Annotated in this window: 17 protein-coding genes; 1 reads left to right on the top strand and 16 read right to left on the bottom strand. The window is 52.7% G+C overall.

The features are described 5' to 3' along the window. The first annotated feature begins 97 nt into the window (after positions 1–97). Positions 98–916: an ABC transporter ATP-binding protein gene (locus tag EYB31_RS14070; protein WP_131013976.1), complete on the top strand. Its 819-nt coding sequence runs from the start codon at positions 98–100 to the stop codon at positions 914–916. Between the two features lie 208 nt (positions 917–1124). Here the strand turns inward: EYB31_RS14070 and chrA are convergent, their stop codons facing one another. From chrA to EYB31_RS13990, 16 genes are all read right to left on the bottom strand, one after another. After that, a complete protein-coding gene (gene chrA, locus EYB31_RS14065) occupies positions 1125–2297 on the bottom strand; it encodes a chromate efflux transporter (protein WP_131013975.1) in 1173 nt (390 codons plus the stop codon). Positions 2298–2368: 71 nt separating this feature from the next. Beyond that, positions 2369–2842 (bottom strand): ferritin family protein, encoded by a 474-nt coding sequence (locus EYB31_RS14060; protein WP_131013974.1) that lies wholly within the window; start codon positions 2840–2842, stop codon positions 2369–2371. 193 nt (positions 2843–3035) lie between these two features. Then, a complete protein-coding gene (locus tag EYB31_RS14055) occupies positions 3036–4508 on the bottom strand; it encodes an ABC transporter substrate-binding protein (RefSeq protein ID WP_131013973.1) in 1473 nt (490 codons plus the stop codon). 104 nt (positions 4509–4612) lie between these two features. Beyond that, positions 4613–5434 (bottom strand): carbohydrate ABC transporter permease, encoded by an 822-nt coding sequence (locus EYB31_RS14050; protein WP_131013972.1) that lies wholly within the window; start codon positions 5432–5434, stop codon positions 4613–4615. A gap of 15 nt (positions 5435–5449) precedes the next feature. Next, a complete protein-coding gene (locus tag EYB31_RS14045; RefSeq protein WP_131013971.1) occupies positions 5450–5638 on the bottom strand; it encodes a sugar ABC transporter permease in 189 nt (62 codons plus the stop codon). A 21-nt stretch (positions 5639–5659) separates the two neighbouring features. Next, on the bottom strand, positions 5660–6391 hold the full coding sequence (locus EYB31_RS14040; RefSeq protein WP_131013970.1) for a carbohydrate ABC transporter permease: 732 nt from the start codon (positions 6389–6391) through the stop codon (positions 5660–5662). An 18-nt stretch (positions 6392–6409) separates the two neighbouring features. Beyond that, positions 6410–7915: a sulfatase-like hydrolase/transferase gene (locus EYB31_RS14035; RefSeq protein ID WP_131013969.1), complete on the bottom strand. Its 1506-nt coding sequence runs from the start codon at positions 7913–7915 to the stop codon at positions 6410–6412. An 18-nt stretch (positions 7916–7933) separates the two neighbouring features. After that, complete coding sequence (locus EYB31_RS14030) at positions 7934–8239, bottom strand: L-rhamnose mutarotase (protein WP_131013968.1); 306 nt, start codon at positions 8237–8239, stop codon at positions 7934–7936. Positions 8240–8435: 196 nt separating this feature from the next. Next, a complete protein-coding gene (locus tag EYB31_RS14025; RefSeq protein ID WP_131013967.1) occupies positions 8436–9482 on the bottom strand; it encodes a substrate-binding domain-containing protein in 1047 nt (348 codons plus the stop codon). Between the two features lie 116 nt (positions 9483–9598). Next, entirely contained in the window at positions 9599–10315 is a 717-nt protein-coding gene (locus tag EYB31_RS14020; RefSeq protein WP_131013966.1) for a nucleotidyltransferase domain-containing protein, read from the bottom strand. A 245-nt stretch (positions 10316–10560) separates the two neighbouring features. Further along, positions 10561–11166: a TetR/AcrR family transcriptional regulator gene (locus EYB31_RS14015; protein ID WP_131013965.1), complete on the bottom strand. Its 606-nt coding sequence runs from the start codon at positions 11164–11166 to the stop codon at positions 10561–10563. 25 nt (positions 11167–11191) lie between these two features. Further along, complete coding sequence (locus EYB31_RS14010) at positions 11192–11797, bottom strand: VC0807 family protein (protein WP_131013964.1); 606 nt, start codon at positions 11795–11797, stop codon at positions 11192–11194. A 142-nt stretch (positions 11798–11939) separates the two neighbouring features. Next, positions 11940–13250: a beta propeller repeat protein gene (locus EYB31_RS14005; protein WP_131013963.1), complete on the bottom strand. Its 1311-nt coding sequence runs from the start codon at positions 13248–13250 to the stop codon at positions 11940–11942. A gap of 246 nt (positions 13251–13496) precedes the next feature. Next, entirely contained in the window at positions 13497–14279 is a 783-nt protein-coding gene (locus EYB31_RS14000; RefSeq protein ID WP_131013962.1) for an arylamine N-acetyltransferase family protein, read from the bottom strand. A gap of 338 nt (positions 14280–14617) precedes the next feature. Then, on the bottom strand, positions 14618–15439 hold the full coding sequence (locus tag EYB31_RS13995) for an alkaline phosphatase family protein (RefSeq protein WP_131013961.1): 822 nt from the start codon (positions 15437–15439) through the stop codon (positions 14618–14620). Positions 15440–15455: 16 nt separating this feature from the next. Next, the gene (locus EYB31_RS13990; RefSeq protein WP_131013960.1) at positions 15456–16313 is read right to left on the bottom strand and encodes a DMT family transporter; all 858 of its coding nucleotides are present in this window, start codon (positions 16311–16313) and stop codon (positions 15456–15458) included. Between the last annotated feature and the right edge of the window lie 27 nt (positions 16314–16340).

Raw genomic sequence — 16340 nt, 5'->3', positions numbered from 1 at the left:
TTAGCTTATGCTTTCGATGCCGGCTTTCCTTCGGAAAGCCCTTAGCTTATGCTTTCGATGCCGGCTTTCCTGCGGAAAGCCCTTAGGAGATGTTCATATGACGACTATACTTGAAACTCAAAATTTGACGTTGACCTACGGCGGCGACCCGATTTTTCAACAGCTGAATCTGTTGATTCCCAAAGGGAAGGTAACCGTGTTTATCGGCAGCAACGGCTGCGGCAAGTCTACGCTGCTGCGTTCGATGGCCAGGCTGCTGAAGCCGCAACAGGGTTCGATTCTGCTGGACGGACACAGCATTGCCAGCATGCCGACCAAAGAGGTCGCCAAGCAGCTCGCTATTTTGCCGCAGGGACCTATCGCTCCCGAAGGGCTGACCGTACTGCAGCTTGTCAAGCAAGGCCGCTATCCTTATCAAAGCTGGCTTCGCCAATGGTCTCAAGAAGACGAAGACCATGTAATGGGCGCTTTAGCCGCTACCCGTTTGACCGACTTGGCGGAAAGAACGGTCGATTCCTTGTCGGGCGGACAAAGACAGCGGGCTTGGATCGCCATGACGCTTGCGCAGGAAACGGACACGATTCTGCTGGACGAACCGACCACCTACCTCGATCTCACACACCAGGTAGAGGTGCTGGACCTGCTGTTTGAACTAAACGCCCAGCAGCAGCGGACGATTGTCATGGTGCTTCACGACATTAACTTGGCATGCCGTTACGCCGACCATATCGTAGCGCTCAAAAATGGCAAGGTCTTCGCGCAAGGCAAACCCGAAGATATCGTAAACGAAGAGATGATCCATTCGGTGTTCGACCTGCAATGCCAAGTCAGCTATGATCCGCTGTTTGGCACTCCGATGTGCATCCCTTACGGCAAAGGCCGGAAGGTGCTCGATAACGCCGCTGTTTTGGTGTAATTTCGAGACACGGACGGATAATGGTATTCCATACCAAAAAAGGCTCGCCGAAGACGCAAACCGTCTGGGCGAGCCTTTTTTTGTATGACAAGATCATGTTTCACAAATGCTCTCGGATACCGCTGAGGCCAAGGAGGAACGCGCCTCTATGCAGTTAGTTACACGGGATTCGAACGAACTTGGATGTCCGTAACGCCGCTGCTCCGCGTTAGACTGCGGCGATAAGCGCTCCTCCCGCCGCCCCCGCAGCCACAATGACCCAAGGAGGCAGTTTCCAGCCGATCAGCAGCACAAACAACACAAGCGCCAACGCAAAATCGGCAGGAACCAGAATGGCGGAAGTCCATATCGGGTTATACAGCGAAGCAAGCAGTATGCCCACCACCGCCGCGTTCACGCCGGCCAAGGCGCCTTGAATGTTCGGATTCGTCCGCAGCACGCCCCAAAAAGGCAGCGCCCCGATCACCAGTAAATAAGCCGGCAGGAAGATGCCGATCGTCGCAAGCAGCGCGCCGCCGATGCCATTATGCACCGCTCCCAAATAAGCGGCAAAGGTGAACAGCGGACCCGGTACCGCTTGCGCTGCGCCGTATCCTGCCAAGAAGCTTTCCTTGCTTACCCAGCCGGCAGGAACAACTTCCTTCTCCAGCAGCGGAAGCACGACATGTCCCCCGCCAAACACAAGGGAACCGGCGCGGTAAAAGCTGTCGAGTACAGCCAGCTCCTGCGATGCGGCAACGCTTCGCAATAACGGCAGCCCCAACAGAAGGGCCGCGAATAAAACGATACAAACGACGCCCGTTGTTCGGCTAACCGGAATGTGCAGCGCCGATTCATCCGAGACGGCCTTATCCTTAAATAACAGATACCCTGCTGCCGCCGCAAGCAAAATAACAACGATTTGCGCGGCCGCGGATTGCCATAACAATACAATCGCTGCCGCTGCCGCGGCAATGGTCATCCGGTTGCGGCCTGTTGCAAGCTTTTGCCCCATTCCCAAAACCGCCTGAGCCACAATGACGACCGCGACGATTTTGAGCCCGTGTATCCAGCCGGATTGCTCGACATGCCAAGCTTGCGTCAGCAGCGCGAAAAGCGTCAATACAATAACCGAAGGCGCCGTAAAACCAATCCACGACACCACCCCGCCTAATAATCCGGCTCGAACGGTTCCGATCCCGATGCCTACCTGCGAGCTCGCAGGACCGGGCAGCAGCTGGCAAAGCGCCACCAGATCGGCGTAACTGCGCTCATCCATCCATTTTCTTTTGCGTATGTATTCGTTGTGAAAATACCCCAAGTGGGCAATCGGGCCGCCAAACGAGGTCAGACCCAGCTTCAGAGATACCCGCAATATTTCAACAAGCGACTTCCAATACAAGCTCGCTCACTCCTCGTCTGCAAATAGCCGGCTCGTCCGGAAAAACAAAAAGAGGGCTGGTCCCCTCTTCATCATATATGCGGAACGTTTGTGCGGCTACTTCTTTTTTGTAAACGGATTGTTAAATAATATAAAAACCATACCGCATGATTTTGTTCATCGGCAGCCGTCCGGCGAAAAGTCTCCTTAATATGAGGATCGCCCGCCCTATCGGCGACTCCGTTATAGAAGTCCACCGTGCGCTGCTCATCTTGAATGGCTGCGTGCAGTCCTTCCAAATAACCTTCGGGACAAGCTTCGGTCCATTGCGGGTTAGCTTGCTTGCCGGTTAATGAAGTATACATCTGCGTAAAAACGTGAAAATGCCGGATTTCATCATCGCGTATTTCGAGGATTTGTTTCCGCTCCTCTTCATTTGGCGCCTGCTTGGCGAGCCGCTCATAACATTGAATGGCGCTGTATTCGCCGTTAATGGCTTTGGCCACATCATCTATCAATTTGGGATCGTTCAAAACCCGGGCATAGTCGTATGGGTACCAATACATCGGCAGTTCCCCCTTTCTCCATAATCCATATCATTGCTTTAGTTTATTAGTGAACTGGGCATTCGGTGCATCCGCCCAAATAAAAAGACGCTGACTCTCAGCCGAAATGACTGAAAACCAGCGCCCAACGCAAAACGTATTCTTATTGTCTACCTGAATATCTCTGCGTTCAACAAACGCAGAACCGGCTGCCTTACTTTTTACCGTAATTATTTTCCGCGTTCCAGTTATTCTCCTGCTTCTTCTGCTTGGCGCCTTCCAGCATGACCTTCTTCAGTTCATCCATGTATTTCTCGATCGGAACGGAGCCTTCCAAGTACAGCTGGCCGATTTTCTGATTGTTTTCCGTGACGTTTTTGTCGACTTCGCCGCCGTAGATGTTCAGTTTCATCGGATCGCCGACAAACATAAATCCCTTCAAGTTGTCCGGGATGTCCGCGGTCGCGGTAGCCGGCGTGCGGTACAGCTTCTCGGCCAGCTTGCCCTGAATTTTGGATGATGTTACATATGCCATAAAATCAACCGCAGCATCGACCTTATCCGGTTTGATCGTCTTCGGCACGGCCAAGTTGCCGGCCGGAACACCCCCGATTTCCATCAGCTTGCCTACGGCGTCGGGGTGGTTTTCCTTGGTCAAATAAGGCAGCGGGAATGCGGCGACCTCGAACTTTTTGGCCTTCGATTCGTAAATTTCCTTGCTCTGTCCGGAAGTACGCATAATCATCGCCACCTCGCCGCGCAGGAACATGTCGGAGGACGTATTGAAATCGACGCCGTTAAAACCTTTCTCCCAATATTTGCTCCAGTCCTTGATGATCGGGAAGACGTCCTTGTACGGCGATTTCGTTATATCAACCATGCCTGTATCGACGGCGCGCACGTATTCGTTCATTTCGATAAAACCGCTTTGATTGACGTCCATCTTATCGTATTGCCCGGCGATCAGCTCTTCGGTCAAAATCCGCGAAGTCCAGCTGTAATTGTAGTCCCCGGGTTTCGTATTGGGGAATCCAAACGGGGTGACGCCCGATTTCTTCAGCTTCTCCTGAGCGTCCAAAAATTCGTTCCACGTCTTCGGCACGGCCTGAATACCGGCTTTGGCGAACAGGTCTTTGTTGTAAAGCACACGCACGGAATCGATGCTGGTCGGGACGCTGGCATACGTTTTGTTATCGCCGATCAGCCGCTGCAAAACGGACTTCGGAAATACGTCCTCCCACGTCTTATCGCCGAGCTGCGCGCTTTTCTTGGAATAATACGGCGTCAAGTCAAGTAGCAGGTCCTTCTTCAAGTCTTCCTGGTCCCAAATGTACCGCGTCGTAAACACATCGGGGGCGGTGCCGCCGATCAGCTGTGTCGTTACCCAAGCCCGGTGCTGCTCCACACCGCCGAAATTTTGCAGCTGCAGGGCGATTTTGACATTCGGGTTTTGCTCCATGTACGACTTGACCGTTTCTTCCCAAATTTGCTGTTCCGCCTGGTCGCCGTTGGTTTCTGTCATAATCATCACGTTCAGCTCGGTTTTTTTGCCCGACGCAGGGGTATTCCCCGCTTGATTCCCTCCGCCGGTGCTTGCGGCAGGAGTGTCGCTGCACCCGGCCAGGAGCAGCAGAACGGCAGAACCGGCAGCAACCGCACGTACGGAGGCGCTTTTTGTCATCATCATTGATTCAACACCCTTTCATGAATTGGTCTTTCATGCGGTGAAGCTTTCATCTTGTTAACGGATCGATCCCCCTTCCACAGGGGCAGTACGGTTTAGTGAATCAGCTACCCTTTCACCGCTCCCGCCGTAATCCCGCTTATAAACGATTTGGTGGCAAACGAAAACAGCACCAGCATCGGAAACGCGGCAATGACATAACCGGAGAACTGCAAGCCCTCCACCTGGTCCAATGGGCCTTTGATATTGCTTAAGGCCAAGATGATCGGCCGCACCTTATCGCCCGAAGTGACGACAAGCGGCCATATATAGTTGTTCCAGCCGTTAAGGGCATTAATAATCGTCACCGTAGCAAGCACCGGCTTGGAGAGCGGCAGCACAAACTGCCAAAAAATCCGCACCTCACCCGCGCCTTCCATCTCCGCAGCCTCCAGCAAGCTGCCGGATATGCCTTCGAAGAACGTGCGCATCAGCATTGCCGCCAGCGAGGAAGCTCCTGCCATCGGTCCGAAAATTTGCGCCCAATACGTGTTGAGCAAACCGAGATTTTTAAACAATATAAATTGCGGGATCAGCAGCAGGAAAGCCGGCACCATCATCAGAATCATCACAATAAAATACAGGAATTCCTTGCCGAAAAACTGAAATCTTGCGAACGCATATCCGGCCAGCGCCGAATTAATCAGCACACAAACAATAATCCCTGCCGTAATCAGAATGGAATTCAGAATAAACGGCCATGTCTGCAGGAAGGCCCCGGCATAATTCTCGAAATGCAATGGGAATGCGGGAGACCAGAAATCAAATACGATCTGATCCTTGAACTTTACCGATGTGATCAGCAGCAAGTAAAACGGCATCAGCGTCAAGACAAGCAGCACAGCCAGCGCCAGATGGCCCGCCGCCGCACTGATAGAAAATTTCCGCACTCGCTCTCCCCCTTCTTAATCCAGTTTGTCCGTCTGTTTAATCAGCTTGTTTGCCGCGAGTGTAAATAAAACAAGGATGACAAAGATCGTTCCGCCGATCGCTGAGGCATAACCCAACTCGTTGTATTCGAAGCCTTTTTTGTACAGATACAACGCCGGGGTCAGCGTAGAAAAACCGGGCCCGCCGTTCGTCAGTACAAGCACATTCTCGAAGCTCTGATACTGCTAGATAATCGCCAGCACGATGATGAGCCGAATCTGGTTGCGGATCAGCGGCAGCTCGATATGCCAGAACCGCTGCCATACATTCATGCCGTCCAGTTTGCCGACCTCGAACAGCTCTTGCGAAATCGTGATAAGCCCCGCCAAATAAATAAGGAAATAAATCCCGCCGATCCAAGGGAAATTGACGAATATGATCGCGCCTAGCGCCGTCGCGCTTTCTCCCAACCAAGCGTGAGTCCAGCTTTCCAGCCCGACGCTTTGGAGCAAGGCGTTCAACACGCCATTGCTCACGTAGATCCAGCGCCACAATAAGTAGATAATGATATACGGGACGACCATCGGCACCAGAAACAACACCCGGTACATATTCTGAATCCTGCCTCGGGCATGGAACACGCACACAGCGGCGAAAAGCGGCAAGGTGAGCTGGATCACGACAAAGCTGGCCGTCAGCAGCGTTACATTTTTGAGCGAGACATAGAAGGTCGGGTCTTGAAACAGCTTGACGAAGTTGTCGAATCCGACAAACTTGTTGATATTCGCCCCGTTCCATTGATAGAACGATTTCACGATTGCCGTAAAAAACGGATAATACTTAAATAACGCCATGGAAACAAAAATGGGCACCAGAAAAGCGTAAGCGATTACATGTTTGCGGATCATTTTCGCCCTTTTGGCTTGCGAAGCCGCGGCCCGCCCCGCTTGGGCGGACGTCAATTGCGTGTTCTCCAAACCGTCTCCCCCTCTCTGCTAACCAGCAACCCATGGATCGCGCAAATAGGTGGCGAACGTCAGGTCCACATCGGGCGTCGTATCCTCCGTGCGCATCCGCCATTCAAGAATTTGCCGCCGCTTCTCCTCCATCAGCTCCCGAAACTCCTCCCGATCGGCCAGATTGCGCAGCTCTCCGGGATCGGCATGCAGATCGTACAGCTCGCAAGGCTGATCGCTGTAATGCACATACTTCCAGCGGTCGTCGCGGACCATCACCGCTTTACATTGATCCGGTTCGAGACCCAGCAAACGGCGGCAGTGGTAATATTGAAAGTCCCACTCGGCATACACCTCCTGCCTCCAAGCACGCGCGGTACCGTTCATCAGCGGAAACAAGCTTTTTCCTTGAACGGCGTTAGGCACTTTAAGCTCGGCAGCCTCAAGCAACGTTGGTAAAATATCTACCGACTCCACGAACTCCGGGATGCTGCGGCCTTGGGGAATGACGCCGGGAAGCTTCATAATCAGCGGCACATGCAGCGCCTGCTCGTAGAACAGCTCCTTCTCGATCATGTAATGATCGCCCAAATATTCGCCGTGGTCGGATGTAAATACGATGAGGGTGCGATCGAGCACACCCATTCGGCGCATTTCTTCGAACAGTCTGCCCAAATGGTCGTCAAGCTGGGTAATCATGCCGTAGTACGCTGCGCGCACGCGCCGAAGCCGCTCTTCGTCGGCCAGAAAACGGCCTCGCCGCTCCTCGCGGAACAGATTTTGTAGCGGCGGCTTGTTGTCCAGCTCCCCTTCCAGCAGCTCGGGCATGGGCACCTCGGCAGGATCGTACATGCTAAAGTACGGCTCCGGCACGCTGAACGGCAGATGCGGCTTCCAATACGACAAATGCAGCATCCACGGCCGGTCCGCCGTCTCCTCCATAAACCGGATCGCTTCGTTGGTTAAATAAGCTGTGTCCGAATGCTCCTCCCGGATGCGGCTGGGATAATGCGCTTCGGCAAAATCTTCGGGATACGCTTCGTGTCCCGGCTTCGGCGTCAGCTCCTTCGGCCAATAACGCAGCCGGATATCCTCTTCGCTGTAACCGCAGCGGCGCAAATAGTCGGGGTAAGCGGAGAAGCCGTCCTTGGCCGGCAAACCGTCATAGTAGGCGTAATACTCGAAGCCGTACGTTTCCGTAATCGGCGTAAAATGCGTCCGGCCAATTAAAGCCGATCTGTAATTGGCGTCATTGAAATAATCGGCGATCGTCCGTTCACCCGCACCAAACGGCACCTCGTTAAAGCGCACCTTGTGATTGTGCATATAACGCCCCGTATAAATGGATGCCCGGGAAGGCGCGCAGACGGCACACTGCACATACGTCCGTTCAAAACGTGTACCTTCCGAAGCAAGCTTATCGATATGCGGCGTCCGAACAAGCGGATGGCCGGTATAACCAAGACTGTCGTACCGAAGTTGATCGGCCATAATAAACAAAATGTTCAAGGGTTGCTCCGCAGTTGTTCCCGGCGGCTGTGACATGAAAGCTTCCTCCTGTCTTTACTCCAAGTGAAATACTTCATCCATAAACGTAAAACCCATATTCTCGTCGCGGACAAGCACATCGGACATATAGTCCCGCCATTTGATCTGTACCGGATGTTCTTGCATGCGCACAAACGCTTGCAGCGGTTGCTGCTCCGACTCCATATAGGCGAATAAAACCGAACCGCGGCGGAAAATCGAGTAATTTCTGAAACCGCTCTCTTTAAGCAGCTGAAGAAGTTCCGGCCACACCTCCTGATGCCTCCGGTCATATTCCTCCTCCCGCCCAGGTATGATGGCCAGTGAAAATGCGCATCTCATTTTTAATGCTCACCTCCTCATGTATACATTTATACATATATATCAATGTTAGTATGAAGCCATCGTTTCTGTCAACAAAAAAACCTTCGAAGAGGACGACTTTTTTCCATCGGACTTATCGACGAGGCGAAAGCCGCCTATCAACAATCGCTAACGACTTGTCGAACTGCGGCTTTTTGACGATTCAATGCCTTGCTCATACGGTGCTGACCGAATCACCCATCAGCAGCTTACAAGCCAACAGCTCCGTTCCGCCCGTCATTTGCCGTTCCAGCAGCCGGACAACGGACAGACGGCCCATCTCGTAAAACGGCTGCACAATCGTGCTGATCGGCGTATTCTGCAGCGAAGCAAACCGCGGCGCACCTACCGTGAACAGCGAGATTTGCTGCGGTACCTTGATGTTTTTCTCCGCCAATAACTCAAGCAAAATGAGCGTTGTCGCATAGTCGGCGGCGAACAATGCGGTTACTTCGGAATGGCGGTCGAGCCATTCGCCGTAAAGCTTCTTCGCTTCCTCCCGGTTCTCCGGCCGGCCTACGATCCACTCGTCCGACAGAGGCAGACCGCCTTGAAGGAAGGCGCCGCGAAACGCATCAACCCGGCGTTCGTAGTTGGACAATCCGCTGCGGATGCCAAGCAGACCGATGTTCCGGTGGCCTTTGTGAAGCAGCAGACTTGTCGCCTCGCTCACCGCTCCGAAAATATCCGCGTCGATGCATGGATATGGCGCGCCCTGCCAGCTTGAATTGACGACGACAAACCGGGAGCCGTATTCGTAAGCTTCGATTAGCGAAACCAACTGTTCATTGGAAGGCGTAACCACGATATATTCATCCAATTCCTTAGGAATCGCCGAATCGACCAAATCCAGAAAACGGATGGATACTCCGCGCTGATGCGCTTCCTCGCGCATGCCGTCCATCATCTCCGAAATCATGCCGTATACGCTCGGATAAGGATTGCAGAGCCATACATTCAGCGTCTTAGGTTGCTCGCCTCCGGCCGCACCCGGCTGCGGCCGGCTTGAGACATAGGTGCCCTTGCCTTTCTCAGCCGTAAGCACGCCCTCCAGGATCAACTCGTTGACCGCCCGGTTGAGTGTACTCCAACTGCAATCGTACAGCTCGCACATCGCCTTTCTACCCGGCAGCAGCTCGCCCGGCTGGAGGATGTTTCGGGCTATTTGGTCTTTAATATTCCGCTTGATGGAATAATAGGTTGGAGTAAAATCCCGGTTCATACATGCCTCCGCCTCATCAGTATTAGAAGTGTATCATCCTAATACGTTACACCATTCGCTGGCCCATGGCAAGATAGCGGAAGAAGCCTGCAGCAGCTGGAAACACCTTATAAGCGTTATTCCTCATAACCTTCGAATAACCGGCCTCCATAAGCGGCAAGCTGCTCCTCACACAGCTGGATCAAGGGTTCTTTATCGCTGCGCGAATAAAACAATCCGACAGCCCGCAGCAGGCCGTCAGCAAGATCCGGATCGAAGTCTTCCAGCGCGCGGCTCATCCATTTGCCGTCTCCCCCGATCCAGCAGCGGTTGCTGCGCAGCACGAACTCGGATAACAGCAGCACGATTCGGGAGATCGTAAACATATGCTCGGCCCCGTTCTCTCCGCCGATAAAATCGTCAAGCAATTCCGACAGCTGGTAACGGCAGCGTCTGCTGTCGTTATCCTCCCATTCCGGAGGACCTTCGAGCAGGCATTCTCTGGCTTCCTGAATAAACGCAGCCGCGCTGCCGTCATCTTTAATAACGACACCTTCTGCGCACATGCGCAGCAAAGAGGGAACCCCGCTGTATGCCGCTTCGTCCAAATAAAACCGGTAACTTTCCTGCTGCAGCAGGAACACTTCGACCGGCCAGCCGCCATCGGTGAACGACTTGCGGAATACATCTCCGCAAGAGGCATCAAAGACAACTAGATCCAGGTCGGAGGTCGGCGTAACGTGACGCAGCGCGCTTCCCGATAAGATAGCAACGGTGCAGCCTGGAAAATGACGATTGATAATGCCGCGAGCGGCTTCAACCGGGTCAGCCCTGTTTACATCCGAATATGGCATGGCGGTATCCTCCCCATACGCCCATCTTCCGCAATCGACTTCATCCTGCAAGCACCGCATGTTCCGGAGGATGTTCATTTCCGGATGATACATCGCACCGTTTAAGTAACGGTGCCTGTCAGTCTCAAGCTTCCGGGGGATGAGGCGTGTATTTAGTCTATTGTATGTGGAGGAAACCGTTTGGCTATTAGGCGGCGGTTGTCTCGGCAAATATGATCGGACCGGACCGGGCCATGCCCCCGCGGTTACACATCTTTAATTCCCAATGCGCTTAATACAAACACGTAAATCTCGTCATCCGGCACATGTCCCGATTCAAGCGAAACCAGATTCTGAATTTGCAGGCCGTTTTTGAAAATGGCAAACATCTTTGCGGCCTTCTCCGCATCCACCTGCTCGGGAATAACCTTGTGCTGCTTGCCGACCTCAATCCAACTTTGGGTCATTTGAATCGACGTTGCGTAATAGCGGTTCAGTATCTCAGCAATCGCCGGTTTGTCTTTCTGACTGAGCAAATATATAAAGATCAAGCCGATCGCGTTGCTCCCGTCAGATAACGCATGCAGCCGCCGCGCCAGCAGCTCGATGGGCCCTCTGGAGCTTGTTTTCTGTGAAACGGAGTCGGACACCGACTCCATAAAACGCCGGTTCGTCTGCTGCAGTCCGGCCTCCAGGATCAAGCCGAACAACTCGTCTTTGCTTTTTACGTAATGATAAATTGCGCCTTTGGTTAACCCGCCCTGATCGGCGATATCCTGCAGTGTCGTGTTGCGGCAGCCCCTCTCCAGGATCAACTTCTCGGCAATGTCCAGAATCAGCTGCAGACTGGGATTTATCGTTTTTTCCGTCATAAGATCACTCCTATTTGCGCGACGATTAAGCGATCGCGGATTTCTTTCTGATTTGTTTGACATAATAAACATTCCACCAGATCGTCAAGCCGATCAGCCCGTAAGTGACAATCGGCGATATGATTAAGAAAGTAGGAATCGATATCGCATATACGAGCATAACCTTGACGCACGCTTCAAAAAGCAAGCTGATTCCCCAAACAAACGTCATCAAGCGCATCGTCCTGCGCACCCCCATAGAGCTCAGCCATTTATCGTTCATGTTGGATTCGCTGCCCATGAACCGCTCTGCAAAATAATAAATAAGCGGTCTGGAGAACAACAGCGAAACCAGAAACAAAAGCCCCATGACACCGGTAATGTAGGATTCTCTCAGCAAAATAAATCTTTCGTCGCCGCCGATAGCCACGGCGATAATGCCCAAGACGATGCTTAGAAAAATAAAACCGGAAAATGCGTCCATCCGCCTCGTACGGATGAGGGTATACAGCGAATCGCAGAGCGGAATCAACGCCGCGGCCGACAAAGCTGTAATCCCGCTTGTATAAGGAATCAGCAGTTGATAAACCAAATAAGGCAAAACAATATTTAATACGACGGTAAAAATGATTTCTTTTTTTGTTTTATTCATATACTCAGTCCCTTTCTTTGAGCAATCGCCCAACATACCTTCGGTCGGTACTTTTGTTTTTATTCTACATACCTTCGGTCGGTATGTCAACAAAAAAACATAAAGCCCTGAAGCGGTATGCAACCGTCAGGGCCTGTTTCGTTTACGAAGCGGATGGCTTCGGTTTGTCGAACTTATGAGCTTCAGTCCAATGCTTTCCGCCGTCCGATGTCGTATACATGATCGATGGTTCCGTGCGGTCGGTCGTAATCATCCAGCCGTTGTTGCTGTCCGCCATAGCAAGCAGCGAACCGCCAAAGCCCCCAAACGACTCGGTGCCGTTATTCCACGTCTTACCTCCGTCATGGGTCCAGCCTACGGTGTTTGGTTTGTCGCAAGCCGGGCAAAATCCGCTCATAAACGCGGTGTTCGTATCGACGACGTACAACATGCCGGGTTTGCTGCCGTTGTTTTTCGGCCCGTCGTTGTAACCGGCCGGGAAACCGGGCGCTGGTCCCGCACCCGCCGTGGAATTGGCGATGACGGTCACCCAGCTTTTGCCGCCGTCCGGCGTATGAAACAGCGAATACGACGTCTGCGACATGCCGGAGTCGCCGATCACTTCGATCCATGCGTCATTGACGCCCGCCGAGCGGATGAGCGCGCCGTTCACCGGCGCTGCCGAATCCCGCGACATCACGTTTTGCCATGTGGCTCCGCCGTCCGTCGTCCGTTTTACGAGCAGCTTGCCGTTGTCGGCTGCAACCGCCCAACCGTTCTTTTTGTCGTGAAAATACGCATCGCCCACGATAGGGCTAGGCACCGTTAGCTGTTCCCAGCTCTTGCCGCCGTCTATGGTATGCGCATTGGCCGCAAAACCTTCCTGCGAAGAGACAAAGTGCAGGAAGCCGCCGTTTGGCACCGTACCGGCTGAAGACCATTTCTTCCCGCCGTCCGTGCTGTGCAGAAGCTGCAGCCGTTCGGCAGCGTTAGTGCCCGAAGCGCCGCCGTTGCCTGTCACCGACCATACTTCCTTGCCGTTTAAGGCAAACAGCTGCTTAATGGACTCTTTTCCTTCGTATTGTTTGGCCCAAGCCTTACCGCCATTATCGGTGCGGGCAATCCAGCCGTTGCCGCCGGTCCAGCCGGAAGCCGGATCGATAATGCGCACGGCCGTCACTTCACTCATCGGCGTATTTTCGGATGCGGGACGGGACGGGCTGTTCGGCGCGTCCGTATTTTGTGAAACCGGCGAAGCCGTTTTTCCCCCGTCTGCTGCGGTTTGGCCTGCAGGTGCAGCGGAAGCTCCAGGTGAAGTCGGCTGCCCTCCGGTTGAAGCGGAATCCGCTGTTGCGCCGGATACGGCGACGGCCGGGCCGCTGGGCTGAGACGCTGAGCCTGAACCCGACCCACTGCATCCGGCGGCTGCAAATAAGGCACATACGGCAAGAACACTAAACGTTTTTCTAATCATAAAGGGCCTCCTGATCGTGGTGATTATCAAAGCGCATGGTTGTTATTATGGACCAAACGGCAAATTTCATGACGATTTTTTCCAAAATGCGCTGCAAACGTCAATACGTCGTATAAACGATACTTACTAAACGTCAACTCCCTGCTAATTGTTTCAATTTTACCAAAGTTGTGCACTAACACAAAAAAACCGGAGTTGTTAAGCTCCGGTTCTCCGTTTGTAATTCAATTTTTAAGCGGGATACCCCTAATCCAATACGATGCCAAAATAAGTGCGCAGCGCTTCCTTGTATTCTTCATCCGTCTGCGGAGTAAAGGCGTTTACGCCCGCAGGAGTAAAGATGCGGAATTCTTTACCGGCGACGCTGTTGCGTCCGTCAAGGGTGCGGACCGCTACCATCGCGGCTTGGGTAAAAATCGACTCCGGCGCATTTTCGCACCAATAGCTCGCCATTACGTAATCTTTGGGCAACTGCGGTTCCTCCGTAAAGGAGTACAGCTTGCACCATTCTCCGCGCTTCAGTTCACACAGCATCCAGCCGTAATAAGCATCGGTTTCCAGCCGGTAGCATTCGTCGCCTTGCCGATGCTCGAGCTTCTCTGTCATTTGGATCGGCCGCCTGGGGACAATACCTCCAACACCGACATCACACAAGTAGAAGTTGCCCGCCGCTTCGACCTTTAGCACATGATGCCGCCGTTTGGGCGGGGGATTCGGTTCGTCGCGCCAGAAGCGGGCGAACAAATCGGTAACCGGATAACCCAGCTCGCGCAGCAGCCAGCCAAACAGTGCATTCAGCTCAAAGCAGTATCCTCCTCGGCGGCGGGTGACAATTTTGTCATAGAGAGCGGTAACTTCCAAAGAGAGCGGGATGCGGCGTAAAATATCAAAATTTTCGTACGGCACCGTATGAAGATGCCGCTCCTGAAGTTCGGCAAGCGCTTCCGCACTGCCGTCAAGCGGCCCTTCGTAACCGATGCGCTGCAAATAAGCGCGCACTTCAGGCTTTAGCCGGGTAAGCTCGTTCATGGGATTCACTCCTAAAAGTTTTTGCGGAGCAAAAACTGCTTCGTAAGGATTGGCTGAGTTTCCGCATAGCGGAAACTATCTTCGTAAGCATGTCACCCACTATATTCGCGCCCACGAGTCCTTTCACCTGCTTTTCAAATAACAGCGGAGTATTCTATTTTCAACCGGGTAATCCTCAGTAGTTTATGAATTTAGTGCAGAGAACTCTACCTGACCTACGAATGACCTTGAAGGACAACACGAGACTAATGTCTCGTGTTGTAAATATGGATAATCCTATTCGCTTGTTAGGGCGTACCCTGAGATCCATTTTTGTTTCGTAAAAAAAGATGAGCAGCTCAGCTCAAAAACACGTCCCCCGGAACGCTCCCCTTCCACTTCTCCTGTACAGGCAGCTCCAGCAGTTTGGCTATCACCGGAGCGGTGTCCAGTATCGATACGGGCGACTTAATGAGACCGGGGTGTATCCCCGGACCGGCCACAGACCAAAAAATCGTCATATCCCGCGGATCGTCGCTGCCATGTCCGGTTTCGTGCAATCCCCCTCCGCCGTGATCCGTAACCGTAATCAACGCCGTCCCTTCCCATAAATTGTGCTGCTTCAAAGCCTCTATGATTTCTCCTACCCGTCCGTCTGTTGCAGTGATCACATCCAAGTAGTCCGCCGTTCCGTAACCAAACTTGTGTCCCGCGGCATCCACCCCGTCAAAAATGACCTGCAGCAGCTTGAAGTCCGGGTTTTCCCGCATATAACGTATCGCAGCCTGCGGTAGCTCCTCATCCGGCAGGGATTCCGTATGCACACCGGCGGCACTTTCGAGAATGCCCGTATTGATGGGGGACCAGCAGCAGAAGGATGCCAGCTTGGCATCGGGATAACGATGACGTGCGACGCCAAAGACGGAGCGATGCGGGAAATCGTCAGGAATCGCCGATGCAGCGGCGATATCATTGTTTAAGCCGTGTTCCTCCGGCAAAACGCCGTAAAGCATCGCTCCCCAACATTCCGCGCTGATGGTCGGGAATACGGTCTGCGCTTCAAACGTATGGGCACTGCTAGCAAAAAGCGCATCCAATTGCGGCGTATGCGCTTGGGTCACATAGTTGCCGGCCCCATCCACTCCAATAATAACAACCCTTTCCACAACCTGTTGACTCATTTCGACTCCGCCTCTCCTAGCCCCATAGGCTTAAAGTGATGATGCCGCATGTAATACACGCGGACATAATAATTCGAATCCTTCCTTGCGATTCTTTCAGCAGGAAGATGCCAAGCAGTGTTCCAAACACGGTGCTGATTTCGCGGACAGGAGCGATATGCGAGAGCGGCGCTAATTTCATTGCATATAAAAACAATACGTACGATCCCGGCGATAAAATGGAACCAAGCACGATCGTCTTCCAATTGATGCGCCATTCCTGTTTCAAATTGGCCATTGAAGAAAGCGCCGGAGCCGTCAATACAAGCACGCTCCCGATATTCGATATTTCAATCAAAGCAATTGGCGAAAAACCTGCGCCAATGATCGTCTTGTCGATCAGCGTGTAAGAAGTAATGCAGATACCAACGGAGACGGCATAAAGCAGCGCCTTACGGTTCGATGCCGTCCATGTGCGAATACGCGCAGCCCCGCTTAATATAAACAACCCGGCAATGATGATGCCAAGACCTATACATCCCAACCATGAAATGCGTTCATGGAATACCGCAAGGCTGACCAAGGGAATAAGCGCTGCTGCCGTGCCGCGGGAGAACGGATACACCTGCGACATATCCCCGTAAGCGTATGTTTTGTTCAACAACCAAATATAACAGCCCTGAACTCCCCCTGAAAGCAGCATCATCAAATACACATGCAGCGGGAACGAAACGGTTGTCAATTCGCGAATAAGATAAGGCAGTAAACAAATACATGAAAGACTGTGGAGCGACCAAAGAAACACAACCCGTTTGGTGCTTCTTTTGGTAAATAAGTTCCAGATCGAATGCGTCATGCCCGACGCAAGCACCAGAATCAAAGCGGCTGCAAACAACGACTTATCACCTCGATTATTCAGTTT

Origin of the sequence: Paenibacillus thalictri, assembly GCF_004307995.1 — a bacterium.
GTDB classification, from domain to species: Bacteria; Bacillota; Bacilli; order Paenibacillales; family NBRC-103111; genus Paenibacillus_AF; species Paenibacillus_AF thalictri.
Note: the sequence above shows the minus strand (reverse complement) of the source record. Positions and strands in the feature narration are given on the sequence as shown.